The organism is Rothia koreensis, assembly GCF_004136575.1.
GTDB lineage: Bacteria > Actinomycetota > Actinomycetes > Actinomycetales > Micrococcaceae > Rothia > Rothia koreensis.
Genome location: NZ_NOIQ01000013.1, coordinates 43261 through 65066, shown reverse-complemented (window position 1 = coordinate 65066; position 21806 = coordinate 43261). Strand labels below are relative to the sequence as shown.

Sequence of the window (21806 nt, the reverse complement as noted above, 5' to 3'; positions counted from 1 at the left end):
GTCCCGCGGGCCGGGCGGAAGTCTCCGTATCGATCGAACATTCGTGCGAATCGGAGTAGCCTGGGACCTATGAGTCTGGCACAGGAGATCAACCGCGTCGTCGCACCATTCGAGGTCATTTCCGACTACAAACCCGCCGGTGACCAGCCACGGGCCATCGCCGAGCTGACCGAGCGGGTCGAGAACGGCGAGAAGGACATGGTTCTTCTGGGCGCCACCGGTACCGGCAAGTCGGCGACGGCGGCCTGGCTGGTCGAGTCCGTGCAGCGGCCGACCCTGGTCATGGTCCAGAACAAGACCCTGGCGGCGCAGTTGGCCAATGAGTTGCGCGAGTTGTTGCCCAATAACGCGGTCGAATACTTCGTCTCCTACTACGACTACTACCAGCCCGAGGCGTACGTCCCGCAGACGGACACCTTCATCGAGAAGGACTCCTCGGTCAACGAGGAAGTCGAGCGGCTCCGGCACTCGGCGACGAACGCGTTGCTCACGCGCCGCGACGTCGTCGTCGTCTCCACCGTGTCGTGCATCTACGGTCTGGGTACGCCCGAGGAATACGTCAACCAGATGGTGACCCTCCGGCAGGGCGACGAAATCGACCGGGACGACCTGCTCCGGCAGTTCGTCAACATGCAGTACGCGCGCAATGACACGGATTTCCACCGCGGAACCTTCCGGGTTCGCGGAGACACGGTCGAGATCATTCCGATGTACGAGGAGAACGCGATTCGCATCGAGTTCTTCGGCGACGAGATCGAATCGATCCACACCCTGCACCCGCTCACAGGCGAGGTGATTCGCGAAGAGAACGAGATGTACGTGTTCCCGGCCTCGCACTATGTGGCCGGCGCCGAGCGGATGGCGCGCGCCGTCGAGGACATCAACCAGGAGCTCGGCGAACGGCTCAAGGAACTCGAGGACCAGAACAAGCTGGTCGAGGCCCAGCGCCTTCGCATGAGGACCACATACGACCTCGAGATGATGGAGCAGATGGGTTTCTGCAACGGCATCGAGAACTACTCGCGGCACATCGACGGCCGCGAGGCCGGATCGGCGCCGCACTGCCTCCTGGACTACTTCCCGGACGACTTCATGCTGATCGTGGACGAGTCGCACGTGACCGTGCCCCAGATCGGTGGCATGTACGAGGGCGACATGTCGCGCAAGCGGACTCTCGTCGAGCACGGATTCCGTCTGCCGTCCGCCATGGACAACCGGCCGCTGAAGTGGGACGAATTCCTGGAAAGGATCGGCCAGACGATCTACATGTCCGCGACGCCGGGCAAGTACGAGATGTCCCAGGCCGATGGGTACGTCGAGCAGATTATTCGTCCGACCGGCCTGGTGGACCCGGAGGTCGTGGTCAAGCCGACCAAGGGACAGATCGACGACCTCCTGGACGAGATCAAGCAGCGTTCCGAACGGGACGAGCGCGTCCTGGTGACCACGTTGACCAAGCGCATGGCCGAGGACCTGACGGACTACCTGGTCGAGCACGGCGTCAAGGTCCAATACCTCCACTCGGACGTCGATACGCTCAAGCGTGTCGAGCTCCTCCGATCCTTGCGCCTGGGCGAGGTGGACGTGCTCGTGGGCATCAACCTTCTGCGCGAGGGCCTGGACCTTCCGGAAGTCTCGCTCGTCGCCATTCTGGATGCGGACAAGGAAGGATTCCTGCGTTCGACGACGTCGCTCATCCAGACGATCGGTCGTGCCGCCCGCAACGTCTCCGGCCAGGTCCATATGTATGCCGACAAGGTGACGGACTCGATGGAGACGGCGATCGAGGAAACCAACCGCCGCCGTGAGATCCAGATGGCGTTCAACAAGGAGCACGGCATCGACCCGACGCCGTTGCGCAAGAAGATTGCCGACATCACCGACCAGATCGCGCGCGAGGAAGAGGACACCAAGGAGCTGCTCGCGAAGCGGTCCGCCGCCAACCACCACACCGCACCGGTCAAGGGCAAGGGCAAGAAGGCCAAGAACGCGGAGGCCGAGCAGGACAACGCCACGTTGGCCGCGGCGGAAAAGATTCGCCAGGACGGCCTCGCGGCCGCTCCCGCCGAGGATCTTGTGCAACTGATCGAGCAGATGAACGAGCAGATGCGCCATGCGGCGTCGGAGCTCCAGTTCGAACTGGCCGCCCGGCTCCGGGACGAGGTCTCGGACCTCAAGAAGGAACTGCGGCAGATGCAGCAGGCGGGCCACGCTTGATACTTTGCAATGCATAAATATCTCATATAGGAAAGACTGCTGATGAACAATCCTGAGAAGTATAATTATCGCATTGCAAAATACTATAGGCAGTCTACGGGTGAGCTGATTATATACCTGATAATAACCTTATTTGGTGCGGTAGCTCTTCTGTTTAACACGCCTGGAGAAGTGGCAATCTCGGAAAAGTTGGAATTCTGGAACAAAGTAATTGCGGGTCACGAAAGTGTCTTGCTAACTGCTTTGATTGCTTTGGGAATTCAAATAACCTTCGCATTGCTTGACTCCGCCAAAGAAACGGGCGTGGTACTAAGGAAGTTGAGGAAAAAAACCAAAAAGAGAACTCAGGAGTCGGCCGTGCAGCGGCAATTTACAACCATGATACTGATTGGAATTGCTCTGATACTTCTGGTTTTGGCAGAAATGACATCAATATGTTTATTCTTCTTGAGGGGCAACTATCCTTACGGAATAATCACAATAGTATTTATAATGTTCCTTGCTGTGCAAGTGCAAAGGGCAAGCCATCAACTACGTACTGTTCAATTTCTTGTCGTAGTCGATTCCGCGCGGTCCATTTGCAAGCGAGCTGCTGAAGTATTTAGCAAATACGACATTGATAGTAGTGCCGCACCGGGAAATTCTGGTGAAATTGCTCCAAATTCTCTTGATTCAAGAATAGTCATAAGAGAGCAAACAGTAGCTCTGGTAGGTTGCATGGCTGTGATGGGGCAGGTTGTTATACTGCTCTTTGCTAACCACGTGGAGGCCATCCTTGCCGCCGGCACGCTGTTCTTGATGGCGTTAACGTGGGTAATTTCAAATTCATTGCTTCCTACGAACCTGGCCGAGGGTCTGTCGGGTGTCCGCCGAAGAAGAATGGTAGCATATAAAATTTTTGTTCTGACCGTTCTCGGGCTTATGGTTTTTGCGATTCAGATGGTTTTTATTCCTTATACCAACGTTTTTGGATATTTGGCAATTATTATATTTATGATATTCATCGGGTCGCTGATCGTGCGACTGCTGGGGATGTATTCAATCGGGTTTTTATCCTATCTTCCCGCTGTGGTCGGAGTCGATGGTGCGTCTGATTCGCACGTATGGAAATTAGGTTGCCGTGCTAGGGTAATGTCTAGAATTCTGGTTGTTATATGGATGTTGATGGCTTGGTATATTGCTAACGTGACAGATTTAGTCTATTTGCAGATTTGTTTCGCACTGTGTGTCGGCTGCACCGTAGGCACTATCCTATTCTCGGCGAATTCCAAAATTTTGGCAAAATTGCTAGATTACCCACTTATTGCCAGAACTTTAGACCTGCTTTATATCCCTAATTATCCTCGTTGGTTCGGTAAGGCGCACTGTTCAATTCGTGTAAAAAAGAAATCTAAATACAAAAATCTAACTGTTGACATTGAGAAAGCGATTTTGCTCGGACTGGATCAAGGTCCAGGGAGTTGGACGGTGGGGGAGGACGTTGCGCAGGAACTTATCAGGGCATAGTCGTAGCGTGACATTTCTGGCGCAGATTGAGGTTCGCGTTGAGAGTGTGCGGTCTGTGAATATGCGTGTTGTGGACCTCTACGGCAAAGCCTGAGGGCAAGGCTGAACTAGTAATATATTCGCCGACCTTACTTGTGGTATCACGACGCCGCGAGCGGTTCCTCCCTCACGTAGCGACCAGGAGGTCCACGTTCCTGTCCTCCGGGCCGCCCTCCGCGTGGAGGCCTCCGACCGATCCCGTGTCATTCGCCGCGAGGCCACGGTGAAGCGCGGCGAGGTTGTCGACGCCCATCAGGGACGTGGGTTCCACGGGGACCTGTGAGTCGACCATCGTCGTGCGGATCCTTACCTCCGAAGCGTTCCGGAAGATCTGGATCCCGCGGAACTGAACCGGCCATTCGGCGATGGAGGCCGTCGATACCTCCCAGAACCCGCTCTCCGGGGGGTTTCCCGGGCGCGGCGTGACCTTGTTGACGTGGGTGTGGCCGGAGAGCCACAGAATCACGTTCGGGAAGGAATGAAGGAGGCCCTCGACGTCGTCCGCAAGGTGCAGCGTGCCGCGCCCGTCCCCGGCGCCGTGGTCATTGTTCAGGGTGGACAGGCCGTGGTGGGAGGCCAGGACCACGAGGCGTTCCTCCGCCTGAGCTTCGTCCAAACGGTCCCGCAACCACCGGAACTGGGCGTCGTCGAGGCATCCGTCCACGTGACCGGCGGAATTGGTGGTGTCGAGGACGACAAGGCGCACGGAATCGTTCGGGTCGTAGGTGTAATAGGAGACGTCGTCACGGAGGTTCTGCTCAGTGAATCCGTGGCCCCGGGGCGCGCCGGGGGAGTCGAGGTGCGCTTGCACGTACTCGGTCTTGCCCCAGACCGCCCGACCGTCCGAAGGGTCGATGTCCCGCGCCGGCCCGCGGGAGGCCCACGTCGGGTCGTCGACGTAGGCGGGCGTCTTGCGGCCCTCCGGAACCGACGAGGCATCCAGATCCACAGGTTTCCGCGAGGACACCAGAAAATCGTTGTACTCCTGAGGCAGACGAGCGCGGCCCTGCACCAGGCAGTCGTGGTTTCCGAAGCACGTCAACCAGGGAAGGCTCAGGCCATCGGTCCGAAAAGGCTTCGCGGCCTCCGCCAGGGCACCCGGGGCATCCGGGTAACCGAGATTGGTCTTGTAGTGGTCGTGTGAGGAGGTTTCGGGGCTGTAGTAGCGCGGATCGTCCATGCCGACCGGCGCGTCCCGGAACTCGCGACTGCCGGCAGCAGGTTCGACGTCGCCCCCGGTCAGCGACCGCAGATAGGCCTGGATCTCGTTGCGCTGGGACGAATCTGCATTGTCGCCCGTCGTGAGGGCGAGGTTCCAAACGCCGGGTTGGGCCTCGACCAGTTCGTTCATGGCCCGGACCATGCCCTCGATCGCGTGGTACTGGAGGAATTCCTGCGGCCGGTAGGACGGGGTCATCCCCGCCCATTCGGGGGAGCCGTCGAGTTCCTGGAGGAACTCCAGGCGGGCGGGAGAGGCCAGATCCGCGAGCTGGAAGTCCGTGAAGTGCACCAGGCCGAGCACTTGCTGCTCGTCCCGGGCGCGATCCTCCGCGTTCGATCCCTCGGACGGCGCGGCATCGACCAGATCCGTCCGTACGAGGTGCTCTTCGCCGGCTCCTTTGCGGAGGCGGCGGAAGGGGGAGGACTCGTCAGGAACGACGCGACGGGACGCGGTGGTCACGAGATTCGACGACTCGGGGGTGCGATCAGATTCGGTCATGGGGATGCTCCTTAGGCGTTGATCTCTTCGAGGCCGCGGTTCTTGGTCTCCGGTGCCATGAACACACAGATCAGCAGGCCCGCGAGGCCCACGGCGGCGAAGACCCAGAGGGCGGTGTTGTTGCCCCATGCGGCAACCATATTCGGGAACGCGACCACGCCCAGGATCGACCCGATGCGGCTGACCGACGTCGCCAGTCCCGAACCGGTCGCGCGCAACTCGGTCGGGAACAGCTCCGTGGGATACACGAAATTCAGGATTCCTCCGCCCGAGTTGGCGAAGAGCACCGCAACGCTGAACAGAATGATGAGGAACACCAGGTGCGGATTGACCGTCAGGGCCAGGATCGCCAGAGCGATCGTCAGCCCGCTGAAGGACGTGATGATGAGCGGACGACGGCCCCACGAATCCACCAGGTTCATACCGATCACGGAACCGATCAGGCCCAGGAGAGCCACGATGCCGGAGCCGACGATGACCGCCACGTGACTTCCCTGGGTGAAGGGCGCCAGGATCGTCGGGGTGTACATCGAGATGCCGTAGTAGGCCGTTGCGTAGCAGAACCAGAAACCGCAGACGAAGAGTGTTCGGTTTCGTTGCCGCCCCGTGAACAGGCTCAGCAACCGGGCAGAGCGCGCTGGCGCATTCGCCGGGTGGGCCGCTTCATGCTCGACCTCGTCCTGGCTCGGGCGCATCCCGGTGATCTTCTCGACGACGTCGCGGGCTTCCTCCACGCGTCCGTGGGCAACGAGCCAGCGCGGCGATTCGGGCAACGTGACGCGGAAGACGAAGACGACCAACGCGAAGACGGCACCGACCAGGAGCATCGCCCTCCACGCGAATTCGCCCAGGGGGAGGGTCGCCAGACCGATGATGTAGGCAACGACCGCGCCGACGAACCACATGGCACCGAGCGACGTCGAGAGTCTGCCGCGGCCCGCCTTGGGCGCGAACTCGGACACCAGCGTCGCGGAAATCGGATAGTCGGCGCCGATGCCGATGCCAAGGAGGAAACGGAAAGCGATCAGCCACCAGAGTCCCGGAGCGAAGGCGGTCAGAACCGCGAAGAGCACGAAGGCCAGAAGGTCGATGATGTACATCGCCTTGCGGCCGAATTTGTCGGTCAGGTTGCCGAGCGTCACAGCCCCGACGAAAGAACCGATGATCGCGCTGCTGGTCAGCAGGGACTGCTCGCCGGCACCCAGACCCCATTCGCCGACGATCATGGGCATGGCCACGGCAATGATCGTCAGGTCGAAGCCGTCCAGGAACACTCCGCCCGCGGAGAGAAGGGTGACCTTGCGCTGAAATTTCCGTGTTCGCGGGCTGTCGAAGCCTTCGAAGTCCATGGGCTCGTCCTCGTGCGTTCGTGGTTGGTGGTGCGCTGGCCGGCGCCTGACTGTGCGATGGTAGGGCTCTTCCGGGACCTGGGTACGACCTCGGGCCAAAGTATCGGTACACCTCGGTGAACTGTCGATGAAGAAGGGAGCGCCTCCTCGATCGAACAGGTGTGACCGGCCCCCATAGGTGAACTATATTTGGGACGTGGATCACATCATAGGCGATTCTCACACCATCGATGAGAGGGGACCCCATGCTCACCGGGCATCCGTCGACCATGGCTGACGACTACCAGCTCAACGTCACCACGATGCTGCGTCACGCGGCAAGATCCTTCCCGGAGACTGAGATCGTGTACCGGGACGACCGTGGGGCGTGGCAACGATCGAACTACGCCGTCGAGTACGGCCGGGTCGCGCAGATGGCACACGCTCTCTCCGGGCTCGGGGTGGCGCCGGGCGACGTCGTCGGCGTGCTCGACTGGAACTCCCGACGTCACCTGGAGCTCTACTTCGCCCTCCCGGGGCTTGCGGCCACGCACCTCCAACTGAACATCAAACTCTCGCGCGAGGACTTGGCCTATGTGGTCGAACACTCGGGTGCGCAATGGGTTGTGGTCGACGAATCGCTGCTTCCGCTGGCCGAGGGCATCCAGGACGCGGAGAACATCAAGGGCTGGATCATCGCTTCCGACACCCCCGGAGGCCGGACCGAGACGTCGCTGCCCAACCCCGTGTACCTCGAGGACCTCATGATCGACGAGTCAGACAGCTACGACTGGGAGGAGATCGAGGAATCGTCCGCGGCCTACGCGGGATACACGACCGGGACCACGGGCCGCCCCAAGGGGATCTTCTATTCCCACCGATCCGTGTGCGTTCATTCATGGGCGCTGCACACGGCCCTGTCCTTCACCCACCGGGACTGCCTGATGCCGGTGACACCCATGTTCCACGCCATGACCTGGGGATTCCTCCACGCGGCGGTCCTGGCGGGATCGAAAGTCGTGATGCCGGGGCAGTACGCGGCCTCCGACGTCGGCCCGCTCGCGGAAGCACTCGTGGATGAAGGCGTCACCGTTTCGAACGGATCTCCGGCGATCTGGACTCCGATTCTCGAATACTTCCGGGCGCGCGCCGAACCCGTGGATCTGTCCGGACTGCGCGTCGTCGTGGCCGGGTCGGAACCCGCGCTCGCGCTCATGAAGGGGTTCAAGGAGGCCGCGGGCGCGGACATCGTCCACGGGTACGGCGCCTCGGAGACGTCGCCGATCGTCGCGATCAACTGGTTGCGCAAGCGATCTCTGGATGACATGGCCGAGGCCGACTGGTGGGACCTGAAGCGGTCCCAGGGGCTGCCGAGCGCGGGCACGGACATCAAGATCATGTCCCTGGACGGGATCGAGCAACCCCACGACGGCGTGTCCGCGGGCGAGGTCTACTACAAGGGCCCCTACATCACGCAGGAGTACTTCGACCGCCCCGAGGCGGCCGACGCGTTCGAGGACGGCTGGTGGCGATCCGGCGACGTCGGAGTCATCGACCCCAACGGTTACCTCAAGCTGACGGACAGGTTGAAGGACGTGATCAAGTCGGGAGGCGAATGGATCTCCTCGATCGACATGGAGAACGCGATCCTGGACAACCCGGCCGTGGCCGAGGCGGCCGTGATCGGCGTGCCCGACGAGAAGTGGGACGAACGACCGGTCGCCTACGTGGTTGCGCGCGAAGGAAACACGGTGGACGCCGACACCGTGCGCACCACGCTCTCGACACGATTCGCCAAATGGCAGCTGCCCGACAGGGTCGTGGTGGTCGACGAGCTTCCTCGGACCTCGGTCGGCAAACTCAACAAGAAGAAGCTCCGGTCGGATGACGCCGTGTGAGGGGGCGTGTGCGGGGGTGTCGCGTGCTGGGGGCGCGGCCGTTTCCGGGCCCGGAGGCGGCGAGACCCGTCGTCGTGCGGTGAGCAATGCTCGTTGGGTGGGGGATACCTGATGCGGGGGCGGAAAACCTCGTTATGTGGCGGTTGTGACCCCACCTAACAGGGGTGATCGCCTCCCAATCGGGTAACCGCCACCTAACGCGGGGTGTTGGCGGTGTCGGGAGGGCCTCCGGCGGGTGGTAGCCGCCTCTCAATCGGGTAACTGCCACCTAACGCGGGGTGTTGGCGGCGAGCAGTGCCTGTGGGGTGGGGGATACCTGATTCGGTGGCGGAAAACCTCGTTATGTGGCGGTTGTGACCCCACCTAACAGGGGTGATCGCCTCCCAATTGGGTAACCGCCGCCTAACGCGGGGTGTTGGCGGTGTCGGGAGGGCCTCCGGCGGGTGGTAGCCGCCTCTCTATCGGGTAACTGCCACCTAACGCAGGGTGTTGGCGGTGAGCAATGCTCGTTGGGTGGGGGATACCTGATGCGGTGGCGGAAAACCTCGTTATGTGGCGGTTGCGACCCCACCTAACAGGGGCAATCGCCCCCCAATCGGGTAACCGCCACGTAACGCGGGGTGTTGGCGGCGTCGGAGGTGGCGACAGCGGTGGGCAACCGCCTCTCTATCGGGTAACCGCCACCCAACGTGGGATCCGTGGCCTGTGGGTCAGGCCTCCGGCGGGTGGTAGCCGCCTCTCAATCGGGCAACCGCCACCCGCCACCCGACTGCACCCGCTAACTGGGCCACCTCCGCCCAATGCAGAGGAGGCGAGACGCAGGAGAGCCGAGCCTCGCCGTCGGCCCCTTCCACGCGGACTACTTGGAGAGCTGGGGGCGGTCGGAGTCGTGCGAGCCCTCGATGGCCTCGAGCTGACCGGCTTCCTCTTTCTCGGCGCGGGTCGGCTTGGCCGCCGCGTAGATTCCGGCAATCACGAAGAACACGGCCCAGACGAGGAAGAACCCGATGGTCCAGTCGGCGAAGTGGCCGACGGTCCCGTCGCTGGGGATGGCCCAGACGAAGAATGCCGCTCCCGCGACGAAAATTGCTCCGATGATGTAACGGCGGGCGCGCAACCAGGGGGTGGGCATGATGTCGGACCTTCTCTCAAATTCTGTGGATGACCTCGCCATATAGCTTATCTAATTGATTCCTGTCGTGCGTGGACTGGGCGAGCTTCGGGTCCGGAATCGGCTCAGGGATGCCTGTACAATTGCTCACTGAGCAAGGGAGTACCCCTCCGATCCGTGAACGTCATCACGTCAGGCACCGAAGCCTGGCCGGGCACGGAACCGCCGCACCAGCCGAATGATTGCGACCGTGGGAGAGACTTGTGCCGTTTCCCGCGCCCTGAGGAGGCACCGTGGAAGTTTCGTCCCTGCAATGGATCGTGACCATCGTCGTCATTCTTGCGCTGCTCGCCTACGACTTCGTATTTCACGTCCGCAAGCCCCACGAGCCGACCATCAAGGAAGCCGCGCTGTGGACCTCGTTCTACGTGACGATTGCGCTGCTCTTCGGGCTCTTCGTCTTCTTCTGGGACGGGGCTGACTTCGCCGTTCAGTACTATGCGGGCTTCGTGACGGAACAAGCACTGTCCGTGGACAACCTGTTCGTCTTCCTGATCATCATGGCTTCCTTCAAGGTGCCGCGGGCAGATCAGCAGAAGGTGCTGCTGTTCGGCATCGTCGTCGCCCTGATCGCACGCACGCTGTTCATCTTCATCGGAGCCGCCGCGATCAACCGATGGGCGGCACTGTTCTACGTCTTCGGCCTGTTCTTGATCTACACCGCCGGCAACCTGGTCAAGGACGAGGTCAAGGACAGTGGGGACAACGACGACGAAGCCAACAACGTCATGGTCAGACTCGCCAAGCGGTTCCTCAAGACCACGGACGAGTACGACGGCGACAAGCTGTTCACGATGGAGAACGGCAAGAAGGTCATGACGCCGATGCTGCTGGTCATGGTCGCCATCGGCCTGACCGACATCATGTTCGCCCTCGACTCGATCCCGGCGATCTTCGGACTGACGCAGGAAACCTACATCGTGTTCACGGCCACGGCATTCTCGCTGATGGGACTGCGTCAGCTGTACTTCCTGATCGATGGTCTGCTGGACCGGCTCATTTACCTGTCGTGGGGGCTGGCCGTGATTCTCGGCTTCATCGGCATCAAGCTGATGCTCCATGCGTTGCACGAGAACAACCTCCCGTTCATCAACCACGGCGAACCCGTCCACGTCCTGGAGGTCTCCACGGGCGTTTCGCTGGCCGTCATCGTCGGCGTCCTCGCGATCACGGTGCTCGCCTCGCTGTACAGCCCCAAGGGCAGGGCGTTGCGACGAGGGAGCCAGGAGAAGAAGGAAACCCAGACGGGAGAGTGACTCCCGACCCCAAGGGGATGCGGGGAGGACGCCGGGAGGTATGGACGGAGCCCCGTATCTCCCGTAACCTTGGGACTCGAAGCAAGGGAGTATCCCTCGAATACCGTGCACGTCAATACGTCGGGTGCAGACGCCCGGCCGGGCACGGTCCACGACCAGGAATGGCGCCGTCGGCCCTTTCCCGTGGGGGAGAGACTTGTGCCATTCGTGACATGCACAAGGAGTTCCTGTGGAGATTCCCCTCATCCAATGGGTCGTGACCCTCGCCCTCATCCTGGGCCTGCTCGCCTACGACTTCTTCTTTCACGTGCGCAAAGCGCACGAGCCCACGATCAAGGAAGCCGCGGTGTGGTCGGCGGTCTACGTCGGCCTGGCGCTGCTTTTTGGCCTGGTGATCCTCGTCTTCGACGGTGGCCAGTTCGCCGCCGAATACTACGGCGGGTACATCACCGAGAAAGCCCTCTCGGTCGACAACCTCTTCGTATTCCTGATCATCATGGCTTCCTTCCAGGTCCCGAGGGCCGACCAGCAGAAGGTGCTCCTGTTCGGGATCATCTTCGCCCTGATCGCACGCACCGTGTTCATCTTCGTCGGTGCGGCCGCGATCAACGCCTGGGCTTGGGTCTTCTACCTCTTCGGCCTCGTGCTGCTGCTGACCGCCGGGAACCTGATCAAGGGCGAGGTCGGGGGCGGCGAGAAGGACGAGGCGAACAACGTCGTCGTCCGAATCGCGAAGCGCTTCATGCACACGAGCGAGAATTACGACGGCGACCGGCTGTTCACGACGGAGAACGGCAAGAAGGTCATGACGCCGATGCTGCTGGTCATGGTCGCCATCGGCGGAACGGATATCCTGTTCGCCCTCGATTCGATCCCGGCGATCTTCGGTCTGACGCAGGAAACCTACATCGTGTTCACGGCCACGGCGTTCTCACTGATGGGACTGCGTCAGCTGTACTTCCTGATCGATGGTCTGCTGGACCGGCTCATTTACCTCTCGTGGGGCCTCTCGGTGATCCTGGCCTTCATCGGGGTCAAACTGATTCTTCACGCCCTGCACGAGAACAATCTCCCGTTCATCAATGACGGCCAGCCCGTCCACGTGATCGAAGTCGGGATCGGAATGTCGCTCGGCGTGATTATCGGGATCCTGGTCGTCACGGTCCTCGCGTCGCTGCTCAGCCCCAAGGGGCGCGCGTTGCGGGTCATTGGCGGAACCGAGAAAGCTGCCAACGAGTACCTCGATCTGCCTGAGGATGCCCCCGAGGAGAAAAGAACCGAGCTGCACGACCGACTCACCGACTACCAGCAGAAGCTGGCGGCCCTTCCGGAATCCCGGAAGGACCAGCTCATCGAATCCGAGTCACGCTTCCGCGACGTCCTCAACCGGGCCCACGGCAAGCACCAGGAACACCTGGGGTCCTGAGCGTGGTGCGCCCGGCCGCGGCGCCGGGCTGCGGCGCGGGGCGGTGGCGCTGCCCGGCTGCTGCGCTGCGCGGCCCGGGTCGCGCCGGGTCGCGCCGGGCCGTGAGGTGGCAGATTTGTGCGCTTTTCGCGAGGAAAACCGCACAATATTGCCACCTCGCGCCGGGGTGAGGGGCGTTGTTGGGTCGGCGGGTGCTGTTGGGTGGTGGTTACCCGATTGAGGGGCGTTGTCCTTCATCAGGTGGGGCTTTAGCCCCCTCCTAGCGAAGGTAAACGGCTCGTAATCGGGTAACTGCCACCCAACGTCGTCCGGATCTTCCCCTCCGGTGGCCGAGAAGCAGCACCGAAACGGGTAACCACCACCCAACGTCGTCTGGACCTTGCCCTCCCGGGGCCGGGAACCAGTGCCGAATCGGCCAACCGCCACCTTATGAGGCGGCAGGTCGAATGGAACGCCTGCCCTGGGCACCCCCGGCACCTGGCTGGCAGAGGATGACCTGCTGGCCCTCGATGCGCACGACGAGCGGGTGGCCGCCTACCCGGTTCATGATTCGTGTTGCTCCGTGCCTGCAGCCCAAAGGCCCAGGAGACAGCCCCGGGCCCAATGAGCTACGCCAAAAAGTTGATCACAATTCCTTGTAGAAGCAGACACTGATGCCATCGTCCGGATCGTAGGGTTCGTAGACGTCGGTGCGAATCCATCCCTCTCGCTGATACAAGCTGATCGCCTCTGGTTGACGGTTCCCCGTCTGCAGGTAGATCTTTGTGGCTCCTCGATCACGTGCGGCCTGCTCGACCCGGGCGAGCGTCTGCCGAGCCAGACCGAGTCCCCGGTGCGAAGGGTCCACGAAGAGACGCTTGACCTCCCATCGATCAGGCAAACGGTGAAGTGTCCCGGTCGCTGCGGGCACATCATCGACCAGGGCGAGCACCACTTCGGCGACGTCCTTTCTCTGAGGAACCATCGCTGGTGGGCTTCCGGCCTCACGCAGGGCAGCATAGCGAGGGTCGATTTCTTCCCTCATCGACCGTTGCAGGTCGCTGACGCGTTCATCATCCCAATCCGTGTGGACCCACGTGATCCGTTCGGCGTCGCGCTCTTTGCTCGGGGCCTTCGGCGTGGGGGCTTCCGCTTCGTGTCGCCTCGCCGGGATCGAGGAGATGAGGCGGCGCGTGTAGTCGTCTCCGGGGGACGTGAAAACATTCGTCACGCGGCCTGACTCTACTACTTGGCCACGACGCAGCACCGTCATGGTGTCCGCAAACTGACGCACCACACCAAGATCATGGGAGATGAAAAGGTACGTCAGGCCCAAATCCCGCTGCAATTTCGCCAAGACTTCCAGGATGCTTGCCTGCACGGTGACATCCAGCGCGCTCGTTGGCTCGTCAAGCACCAAAACCTCTGGACGCAGGACCAGCGCACGCGCGATCGCGACACGCTGTCGTTGCCCACCGGAGAGCTCCGAAGCGCGCCGCGAGGCCAGCTCCGCAGAAAGATGGACGGCTTCAAGGGCCCATCGGACCTGTTGCCGGCGTGTGGAAGGGTCACCTGCCCGGTACAAATCCAGTGGTTCGCGCACGATACGTCCGACCGTGAAGCGAGGGTTCAAGGAAGTGTAGGGGTTCTGGTAGACGATTTGCAGGTTCCGGCGCAGTGCGCGCAGTTCGCGGGAATCATTGACCTGGACTGGTCGGTCGTCAATCAGAATGCTCCCGGCATCGGGGACCTCCAGACCCAGGAGAATCCGCGCGGCCGTCGATTTGCCGGATCCCGATTCACCGACCAGCGCGTGGGTGCGGCCTCGTTGGACGCTGAAAGAGACATCCTCAAGCGCGCGCACGGAGCGGTTTTGGGTATGGAACGAGCGCGAAACGCCGCGTAGTTCCACACGCACCGGTGGTTCAACCGGTGCAGCCCCACGGTGGGGGAGGGCGCCTTGAGCCTTCCCCGATTCGTCGTCGGCACCGTCCAAAAGTTTCTTGTCGCGAGCCTCTCGGATCTCGTCGAATCGATGGGGATGCAACCCCGGCGCGTCGGCCTGCAGCTTCCTGGTATAGGTGGTGGCCGGTGTGGCGAAAACCCGTGCCGTTGGCCCACTCTCCTGGATACGCCCGTCACGGAGGACCACGACGTCGTCGGCTTGTTCGGCCGCCACCGCCAGATCGTGGGTGATCAGCAGAATCCCGAGACCCAGCTCTTGTCGCAATGATGCGAGCAGGTCAAGAATCTGTTGCTGGACCGTCGCATCCAAGGCGCTGGTGGGTTCATCAGCGACGATCAGATCAGGACCGGGGATGATCGCCAAGGCTATGAGTACACGCTGCAGCTGCCCGCCGGAGAGCTGGTGGGGGAACGATTCGAAGACTCGCTCCGGATCCGGCAGCCCGACGCGTTCCAGCGCTTCCAGGACCAACCGGCGCCGAAGAGCACCAGTCCGCGCGGTCGTGACCAGAGCGGCCGCCTCGAGAGCTTGCGATCCGATGGTTCTGACCGGGTTCAAGGAATTGCTTGGGTCCTGAGGAACGAAACCAAGGACTCTGCCGCGCAAGCGCAAGAACGCCTGGTCGCTCAGCGCGGTGGTGTCCTCGCCTCCGATATCGATTTGCCCGGTCGCACTGGCTTTCCGCCCGGCAAGCAGTCGCAACACGGCGCGGGCAATCGTTGATTTTCCGGAGCCTGACTCGCCGATGAGGGCTAGGGTGCCTCCGGTGGGTACGGAGAATGAGACATCACGCACCACGGTCTTGTCACCGTATGCAACTGTCAGATTGCGGACATCGAGCAAGGGTTTTTCCTGGTCCGTGGCCTCAGCATCATGGAACGGTGGTGCTGAAGGGGCAGGGGCGGGGGCAATGGCAACAGGTGCGCGACTCATTGGTTCCTTCCTTGGTCAAGCCAGCGGCTGATACGACTGACGGCGAGCACGACGATCGCGATCACCAAACCTGGTGCTATCACCAGCCAGGGCGCGTGCAGGAGGTGTTCTCGGCCGTCGGCGACCAGGAGGCCCCAATCAGAGGCCGGTGGTGGGTCCCCATAGCCGAGGAAAGCCAAGCCTGCGATGGTCAGGATGGCCAGGCCGAATTGCAGCACCGCCAGGGAAAGCACAGGCCGCACGGCGTTGGGCAGGATATGCCGGAACAGGATGTAGATGCCGGAGCCTCCGTTGACGCGGGCGGCCTCGATGAACACGCTGGTCCGTACTTGCAACACTGAGGAGCGCATGAGGCGCGCGAAGACCGCGACGGCGGAGAGGCCGGTAGCGATCGCGGCATTGCGCGTGTCATATCCCAGAGCCGTGACGACGATGACCGCCAGGAGGAAGCTGGGGATCGCCAGCAGAACGTCCACGACACGGCCCAGAACCGCGTCGATCCATCCCCCGAGATATCCACCGACCAAGCCCATCAGCCCGCCGACGACGACGCCGATCGTTACCGCGATCAAGGCGCTGGTCATCGAAGACGCTGAACCGTGGATGATTCGCGCGAGCAAATCCCGTCCGAGGTGGTCTGTGCCCAGCCAGTAGTTCAGGCCAGGAGAAGTGAACTTGCGGTTCGGCACTCCGGCAGCGGGATTGCGAGAGGTGAACAGGTCTGGGAAGAGTGACCACGCCAGTACGATGGCGAGAACCGTGAAGGCGATGCCCACGCTGAGCGGGATACGACCGCGGAGTCTGAGGCCCGAACCGGTCGATATGTCTTGTCCGGCATGGTTGGGTCCGTCGGACTGCTGGTGTCCGCCTGCCGATTCGTCGGTGGTGAGGATTGCCGCGGTCATGCCGCTTTCTCCTTGCTCCGCAAACGCGGGTCGAGCAGCGGGTAGATCAGGTCGATGGCCAGGTTGACGAGCACGAACACGACGGCCGAGAACACTACGGTCGCCTGCAGTACCGGTATGTCCTGGGCGCTGACAGCCTTCTGAACCACGGTGCCGATGCCGTTGCGCCCAAAGATGGTCTCGGTGATCAGAGAGCCTCCCAGCAGCTCACCGACGGCGAGCCCACAGACGGTGACGGTTGGTAGTAGTGAGGGGCGTATCAAGTGCCGCAGAATCACAGCACCTGGCCTGAGGCCGCGGGAAACCGCGACCTCCGTATAGTCCTGGGCTGCTGTTTCGTCCAGGGCGGTGATGAATACCTGGGCGATCTGCGCCGAGACCGGTATGGCCAGGGTGAGCGCCGCGAAAAGGGTGGATCCGAGGCCGTTTGGATCGATCACATTGAACAGTCGCAGTTGTACCGCGAAGACTTGGATGAGAATCAGGCCGATGAGAAAGTTCGGGGTGGAGAGAAAAACTGTAGGCAAGAACCGTACGGAAGTGTTCGCGGCTCCGGTGGGAAGACGTTGGGAGAGATACCCCAGGGCTAGGGAGATCAGGAGCGCCAGGACCAAGGCAGTCCCGGCAAGGACCAGCGTCGACGGAAGCGCGGTGCCGATCAGATCCCCCACCGGCAGACTCATCGACAACGAGATTCCCAGATCACCGCGTAAGAAATTCCCCAGCGCCAGGGCCAGCTGAACCAATATCGGCTGGTCGAGCCCGTAGAAGGAACGAATCTGGGCTTTTTCTTCGTCGTTGTACCCGTTTTGCGGGTTGTCCAGCTGTGAGGAAACTGGGTCTCCGGGGATCGCCGCGAGAACGAGGAACACCAGTACGTAGGCCAGGAGCACTACCAGCACGGACTCAGCGACCCGGCGCAATGCATAGGTGCTGTACCGACGTGCGGGTGACCTGTTGCCGGATCGGACAGGGGTCAGCCGTTCTTTTGACTCGGCGGTGCTCAGCGTTGCACTCATGACTTCTCCTTCGTGGCGGCGTAGTAGGAAGGGACCGCAACGGCGTTGAAGGTGATGCCGCCAAGCCCAGGGGCCTGGACGTAAATGCGCTGGACGTTCTGTTCCAGGGGGATGAAGTACGCTTCTTCCAAGACATGGCGTGAGAGTTCGTCGATCACTGTGGCACGTTGCTCGCGGTTTCCGGCGCCCGCTATCCGGTCCCGCAGTGTGACCAGCTTCTGGTCGGAACTTCCGACACCGAACCAGTCCTCGCCGTCGTCGGTGATCACCTCTGCCACGGTGCCGACGTCGACGAAACTGCGGGTGACTTCCTTGAACGCCTGTTTGGGGTTGTTGTCCACGTGCCCTGCGTAACTGGCGATGTCCACTTTCTGCGTTGCCACCCGAATGCCGAGACGACCGAGCTGCTGGGAGATGAGCTCCGCTTCGGGAATCGAGCCAGTGAGATAGGGCGTTGGATAGATCGTGAACCCCAGCTCACGACCTCCCCGGGTGCGGAAGCCTTCGGCATTGAATTCGGACCAGCCGGCCGCGTCGAGCAACGATGCGGCGTGATCGGGGTCGAAGGCAAAGAGCTCAGAAAGGTCCGTGGTTTCGGGGACGCCGGACTGCAACCAGCTGGTCGCGGGCTCCCATGCGGAGGTGAACACGGTGCGCAGGATTTCTTCCCGGTCAATGCCGCGTTGGATTGCCTGGCGTACGCGTGGGTCATCGAAAGGCTCGATGTCAGCGCGAACCCTGAAGCCATGTACGAATCCGAGGTAGCGGGGCACCTCGATTTCGAACCCGGCTTCGGTGAAGGAGTCGAGGACTTGGGGAGAGACGTTGTAGGAGATATCAGTTTGATGGGCGCGTGCCGCGGAGGCCCGGAGGGTGTCGTCGGGTAGGACTTTGAAAGTGATACCGGACGGGGCTGCCGCCCCGGTACGGCCCGCGGACTGAGGCGCCCAGTCGTAGTCCTCACGGCGTACCAATCGGACGTGGTCGTTCTGGGCCCACGACTCCAGGACAAAGGGCCCGGAGCCGATCTGGTTTGCCAGATCCGACTGCTCGGAGACGGAGGCCGCGATGCTCCCGGGGGACAGGAGCAGGCATCCGTGGTAGCCAAGTGTGGGAAGGAAGGACAACGCGGGGGCGGCGAAACGGACTCGGACAGTACGATCATCGAGGGCCTCGGCACCGTCGTAGGTTGACCCCGGGAACAGGCCGACCCTCGCAATGCCCTCGTCCGGGCGCCCCCGGGCCCAACTATCGAGGTTGGCGATCACCGCATCGGCATCGAGTGGGCTTCCGTCGGAGAACGTGACTCCCTCGCGCAGGTGCAAGACGAATTCAGTGTTGTCGTCATTCTGCTCCCACGATTGCGCAATCCACGGCGAAACCTGTCCTTGAGGATCGGTGTAGACCAGTTTGTCCGTCAGCTGCTGCCAGACATTCGCTTCGTAGCTGGAAATTGCGCTCTTTGAGGGGACCCACCCACCGTCGAGGTTGTTGATGAGGAACGTCAGCCCCTCCCCGTCTGAATCCGCGTTGGCCACCGCGCGGGCGGAGTCGAAGGCCCAACCAGCGAGGGAAAGTCCGGCGAGAGTCAAGGCTCCTGCCCCTGTAGCCTTCAACACCGTGCGACGAGATGGAGCGGCCCTCGTCTGATCCGCGGCGTTCATCGTCGTGCCTTCGGGTCGGCCAGGGCGTTGGCGAGACGCTCAGCACCCACACGCAGTCGGGAGGTCTCGAGGTGGCTGATGCCGATACGCAGGCTGGAGCGATCATCGTGGGGACGGTCACGGAAGAAATAGCGGCCCAGTACGGCATCGGTACCGTAGGTTCTTCGCGCGAGTTGCTGGGCAGTTTCAAGATCAATCTGTTGGTCCCGCAGACGAGCCCACAAGAAAATGCCGCCAGTGCGATGATCAATCTCGATGCCACCGGGAACCGTGTCGTCGAGGATACCGGCGACGAGGTCAAACCGCTCGGCATAGGCAGATCGGGCCGTGGATGCGATGGCGTCGAATCCAGACGCATCCGTCGCGGAACCGACCGCATCGAAGTCACCCGCACCCACGACGCGCTCGACGACGGCCTGCGTGAGTACTGATGAATGCTGGTCCTGGTTGGCACGCAGACGCGCCACGGGACCGACTAACCATTCCGGGAGGACCAGCCACCCGAGTCGCAGGCCCGGGCCAAGCACCTTGGAAAATGTGCGCACGTGAGCCACTCGATCCGAATCGAGAGGGTAATCTGCCGGCGCCGCCCCACCGAAGCCGAGGCCGTGGTAGGCATTGTCGGAGACGACCACGAAACCGTAGTGCTCGGCCAACTGGAGCAGGTGCTGGCGTTGCTCGGGTGGCGTCACAAAACCGGTGGGATTGTGAAAGTCCGGCACCGTGTAGAGCAACTTGGGGCGGACGCCGGTGGCGAGACGAGCACGAAGCGCCTCAATGTCGAATCCGTCTGGACCCAGGCGCAGCGGAATGATCTCGGGTTCCTTGTGCTGAAGGTTGCGGAAGACCAGCGGATACGTCGGGTCCTCGGCGATCAATGCATCACCGGGGTCCAGGAGTGCCTCGAAGAGCAGGGAAAGTCCATGGAAGGCACCATTGGTGATCAGCACGCGATCCTCGCAGACGCCCTCCCTTGCGGCAGCCCATGCACGCAGTGCGGAGCGGCCGGTGGGGACCGAATACTGGAGGGCGTCTGCCAGGGCTTGCGGGTCCGCGGTGAGTTCGGCGCTGGCGCGGCGGATTTGCTCAAGGGGCAGAAGGTCGGGACTCGGTGCTCCGCCCAGAAGCGGGATTGAGCCGCTGGCCTGCGTGGACGTCTTGCCGAAACCGCGCGATCGGTCCTCGCGGGCGCCTGCGGCGGAGAGCAGCGTCGTTGGGGTCTCAATGGTCATGGTCATAGGGCCTTCCCGGGATTGAGCAGATGCTGAGGGTCGAAGACGTCCTTGAGGCGACGTTGAACGTCACGAGAGGTTCCGGAGAGTTCAAGATCCAGCCACCCGCGTTTGGCAGTACCGATCCCGTGCTCACCGCTGATGGTGCCGCCCAGGTCGATCGCGGAACGAACCACGTCGTCTGCGGCGCGATGGATGGATTCAGGGAGCGGGCCGTGGTTGTCCTCTGAGCGGGGGAGGGAGAGCGAGGGGTGCAGATTCCCGTCCCCGGCGTGCGCAACGGCTGAGGTGCGGACACCGTAATGTGCCCCAATTCGGTGAAGTTCAGCGAAGATCTCACCGAGCTGGGACTTGGGGACGGCGACGTCCTCACCGAGTCGGAACTGGCCTGCCCCTGAGCCGCGCCCGGATCGGCGTAGTTCCCACAGGCGCTTGGCCTCTGCGTCGTCGTCGATGACGTTCACCGCGGCGTCGGCACGGTTGAGCGCCGCCGTGAGGTCGCGTGTCTGTTCGTCGATCCCGTACCCGTCGAGCTCGATGAGAAGCAGTGCACTGGGGCCATCGGACAGGCCGGAAGCGGTGTTCTCGTCGATGTCTTCGAGGGATCCTGAATCCAGCAACTCAGTAGCAGCAGGGCGTACGGAGCTCAGAGATATGGCGTTGACTCCTGAAGCGGCTGCCGCCGTGGTCGCGAAGCGGGCGGTGACGGTGCGACTGGCTACCGGCAACGGTCGGATGCGTACTGTCGCTGCGACGACCACAGCAAGTGTTCCTTCGGAGCCGATAAGCAATTGGGTGAGGTCAAGGCCGGTGACTCCCTTGATCGAGCGGTGGCCCGTCCGAAGCAAGGACCCGTCTGCCAGGACCACCTCGAGGCCAAGTACCGACTCCCTGGTCACTCCGTACTTGGCACACCGCAGACCACCCGCGTTGGTCGAGACATTGCCGCCGATGCTGGAGAAAGAAGCACTTGCAGGATCGGGGGCGTAGAAAAAGCCGTGGGGGCGCAGCGCCTCGGAGAGGTCTCCGGTGACGACGCCGGCTTCGACGACCGCAACCTCGTCGAGTGGATCAATCTCTCGGATGCGAGTCAGTCGCTCAAGGCCAAGCACGATCGAATCTTCCACAGGAGTTGCCCCGCCGGAAAGCCCGGATCCAGCACCTCGCGGAACCACGGGGGTGCCGGTGCGGTGTGCAAGACGCAACGTGGCCTGGACTCCTTCAACGTCTCGAGGGAGCGCGACGACGAATCGGGTCCTCGGGTCGCTCGGGACCGCGCGGTCGCCGGCGTAGTCCGCCACCAGCGCTTCTGCCTGAGCGTATTCGTCGTGGTCCGCGGTCAGCGCATCGACTGCCGGGGAAGCCAGCACCGAGTCCTCACCGAGTTTCTGCCGCAGCTGGGCAACAACAAATGTGAGGTCAGCTGGGGCCGGATCCTCAGCAGTTTCACAGTGTCCGTCCACTTTTTTGATCGAGGGCAGACTCCATAATTCGTTTAACTCACTCATTGATTTCCTCACGGCACAACAAAACTAGCTGATGGGAGA

Annotated in this window: 14 protein-coding genes; 5 read left to right on the top strand and 9 right to left on the bottom strand. The window is 62.1% G+C overall.

Translation table 11 applies throughout. The features are described from left to right. Positions 1-69: 69 nt before the first annotated feature. Positions 70-2217: an excinuclease ABC subunit UvrB gene (gene uvrB / locus EWU68_RS09400; RefSeq protein ID WP_129315878.1), complete on the top strand. Its 2148-nt coding sequence runs from the start codon at positions 70-72 to the stop codon at positions 2215-2217. Between the two features lie 42 nt (positions 2218-2259). Next, the gene (locus tag EWU68_RS09395; RefSeq protein WP_129315877.1) at positions 2260-3723 is read left to right on the top strand and encodes a hypothetical protein; all 1464 of its coding nucleotides are present in this window, start codon (positions 2260-2262) and stop codon (positions 3721-3723) included. 166 nt (positions 3724-3889) lie between these two features. Here EWU68_RS09395 and EWU68_RS09390 read toward each other — a convergent pair whose 3' ends face one another. Further along, entirely contained in the window at positions 3890-5482 is a 1593-nt protein-coding gene (locus EWU68_RS09390; RefSeq protein WP_162421404.1) for a TIGR03767 family metallophosphoesterase, read from the bottom strand. Positions 5483-5493: 11 nt separating this feature from the next. Then, complete coding sequence (locus EWU68_RS09385; RefSeq protein WP_129315875.1) at positions 5494-6831, bottom strand: MFS transporter; 1338 nt, start codon at positions 6829-6831, stop codon at positions 5494-5496. Positions 6832-7076: 245 nt separating this feature from the next. On the opposite strand from EWU68_RS09385, the gene EWU68_RS09380 reads away from it, so the two are divergent. After that, positions 7077-8708 (top strand): long-chain-fatty-acid--CoA ligase, encoded by a 1632-nt coding sequence (locus EWU68_RS09380; protein ID WP_193554043.1) that lies wholly within the window; start codon positions 7077-7079, stop codon positions 8706-8708. 859 nt (positions 8709-9567) lie between these two features. Here EWU68_RS09380 and EWU68_RS13050 read toward each other — a convergent pair. Beyond that, a complete protein-coding gene (locus tag EWU68_RS13050) occupies positions 9568-9840 on the bottom strand; it encodes a hypothetical protein (protein WP_156265597.1) in 273 nt (90 codons plus the stop codon). Between the two features lie 272 nt (positions 9841-10112). Here EWU68_RS13050 and EWU68_RS09370 point away from each other — a divergent pair, with 272 nt between their 5' ends. Further along, positions 10113-11135, top strand: coding sequence for a TerC family protein (locus EWU68_RS09370; RefSeq protein WP_129315872.1), 1023 nt, complete (start codon positions 10113-10115; stop codon positions 11133-11135). 229 nt (positions 11136-11364) lie between these two features. Beyond that, the gene (locus EWU68_RS09365) at positions 11365-12561 is read left to right on the top strand and encodes a TerC family protein (protein ID WP_129315871.1); all 1197 of its coding nucleotides are present in this window, start codon (positions 11365-11367) and stop codon (positions 12559-12561) included. 625 nt (positions 12562-13186) lie between these two features. Here EWU68_RS09365 and EWU68_RS09360 read toward each other — a convergent pair. The 6 genes from EWU68_RS09360 to EWU68_RS09335 all read right to left on the bottom strand — a co-directional run bounded on the left by EWU68_RS09360 (position 13187) and on the right by EWU68_RS09335 (position 21767). Beyond that, positions 13187-15439, bottom strand: a complete 2253-nt coding sequence (locus tag EWU68_RS09360; RefSeq protein WP_129315870.1) for a dipeptide ABC transporter ATP-binding protein — start codon at positions 15437-15439, stop codon at positions 13187-13189. Next, positions 15436-16344: an ABC transporter permease gene (locus tag EWU68_RS09355; protein ID WP_129315869.1), complete on the bottom strand. Its 909-nt coding sequence runs from the start codon at positions 16342-16344 to the stop codon at positions 15436-15438. The genes EWU68_RS09360 and EWU68_RS09355 overlap by 4 nt, the downstream gene beginning before the upstream one ends. Continuing rightward, positions 16341-17363 (bottom strand): ABC transporter permease, encoded by a 1023-nt coding sequence (locus tag EWU68_RS09350; RefSeq protein WP_129315868.1) that lies wholly within the window; start codon positions 17361-17363, stop codon positions 16341-16343. Before EWU68_RS09350 ends, EWU68_RS09355 begins: the two co-directional genes overlap by 4 nt. Beyond that, positions 17360-18955, bottom strand: coding sequence for an ABC transporter substrate-binding protein (locus EWU68_RS09345; RefSeq protein WP_238692410.1), 1596 nt, complete (start codon positions 18953-18955; stop codon positions 17360-17362). The genes EWU68_RS09350 and EWU68_RS09345 overlap by 4 nt, the downstream gene beginning before the upstream one ends. Positions 18956-19023: 68 nt before the next feature. Beyond that, entirely contained in the window at positions 19024-20259 is a 1236-nt protein-coding gene (locus EWU68_RS09340; protein ID WP_162421520.1) for an aminotransferase-like domain-containing protein, read from the bottom strand. 2 nt (positions 20260-20261) lie between these two features. Further along, positions 20262-21767 (bottom strand): FAD-binding oxidoreductase, encoded by a 1506-nt coding sequence (locus EWU68_RS09335; protein WP_129315865.1) that lies wholly within the window; start codon positions 21765-21767, stop codon positions 20262-20264. Positions 21768-21806 lie beyond the last annotated feature (39 nt).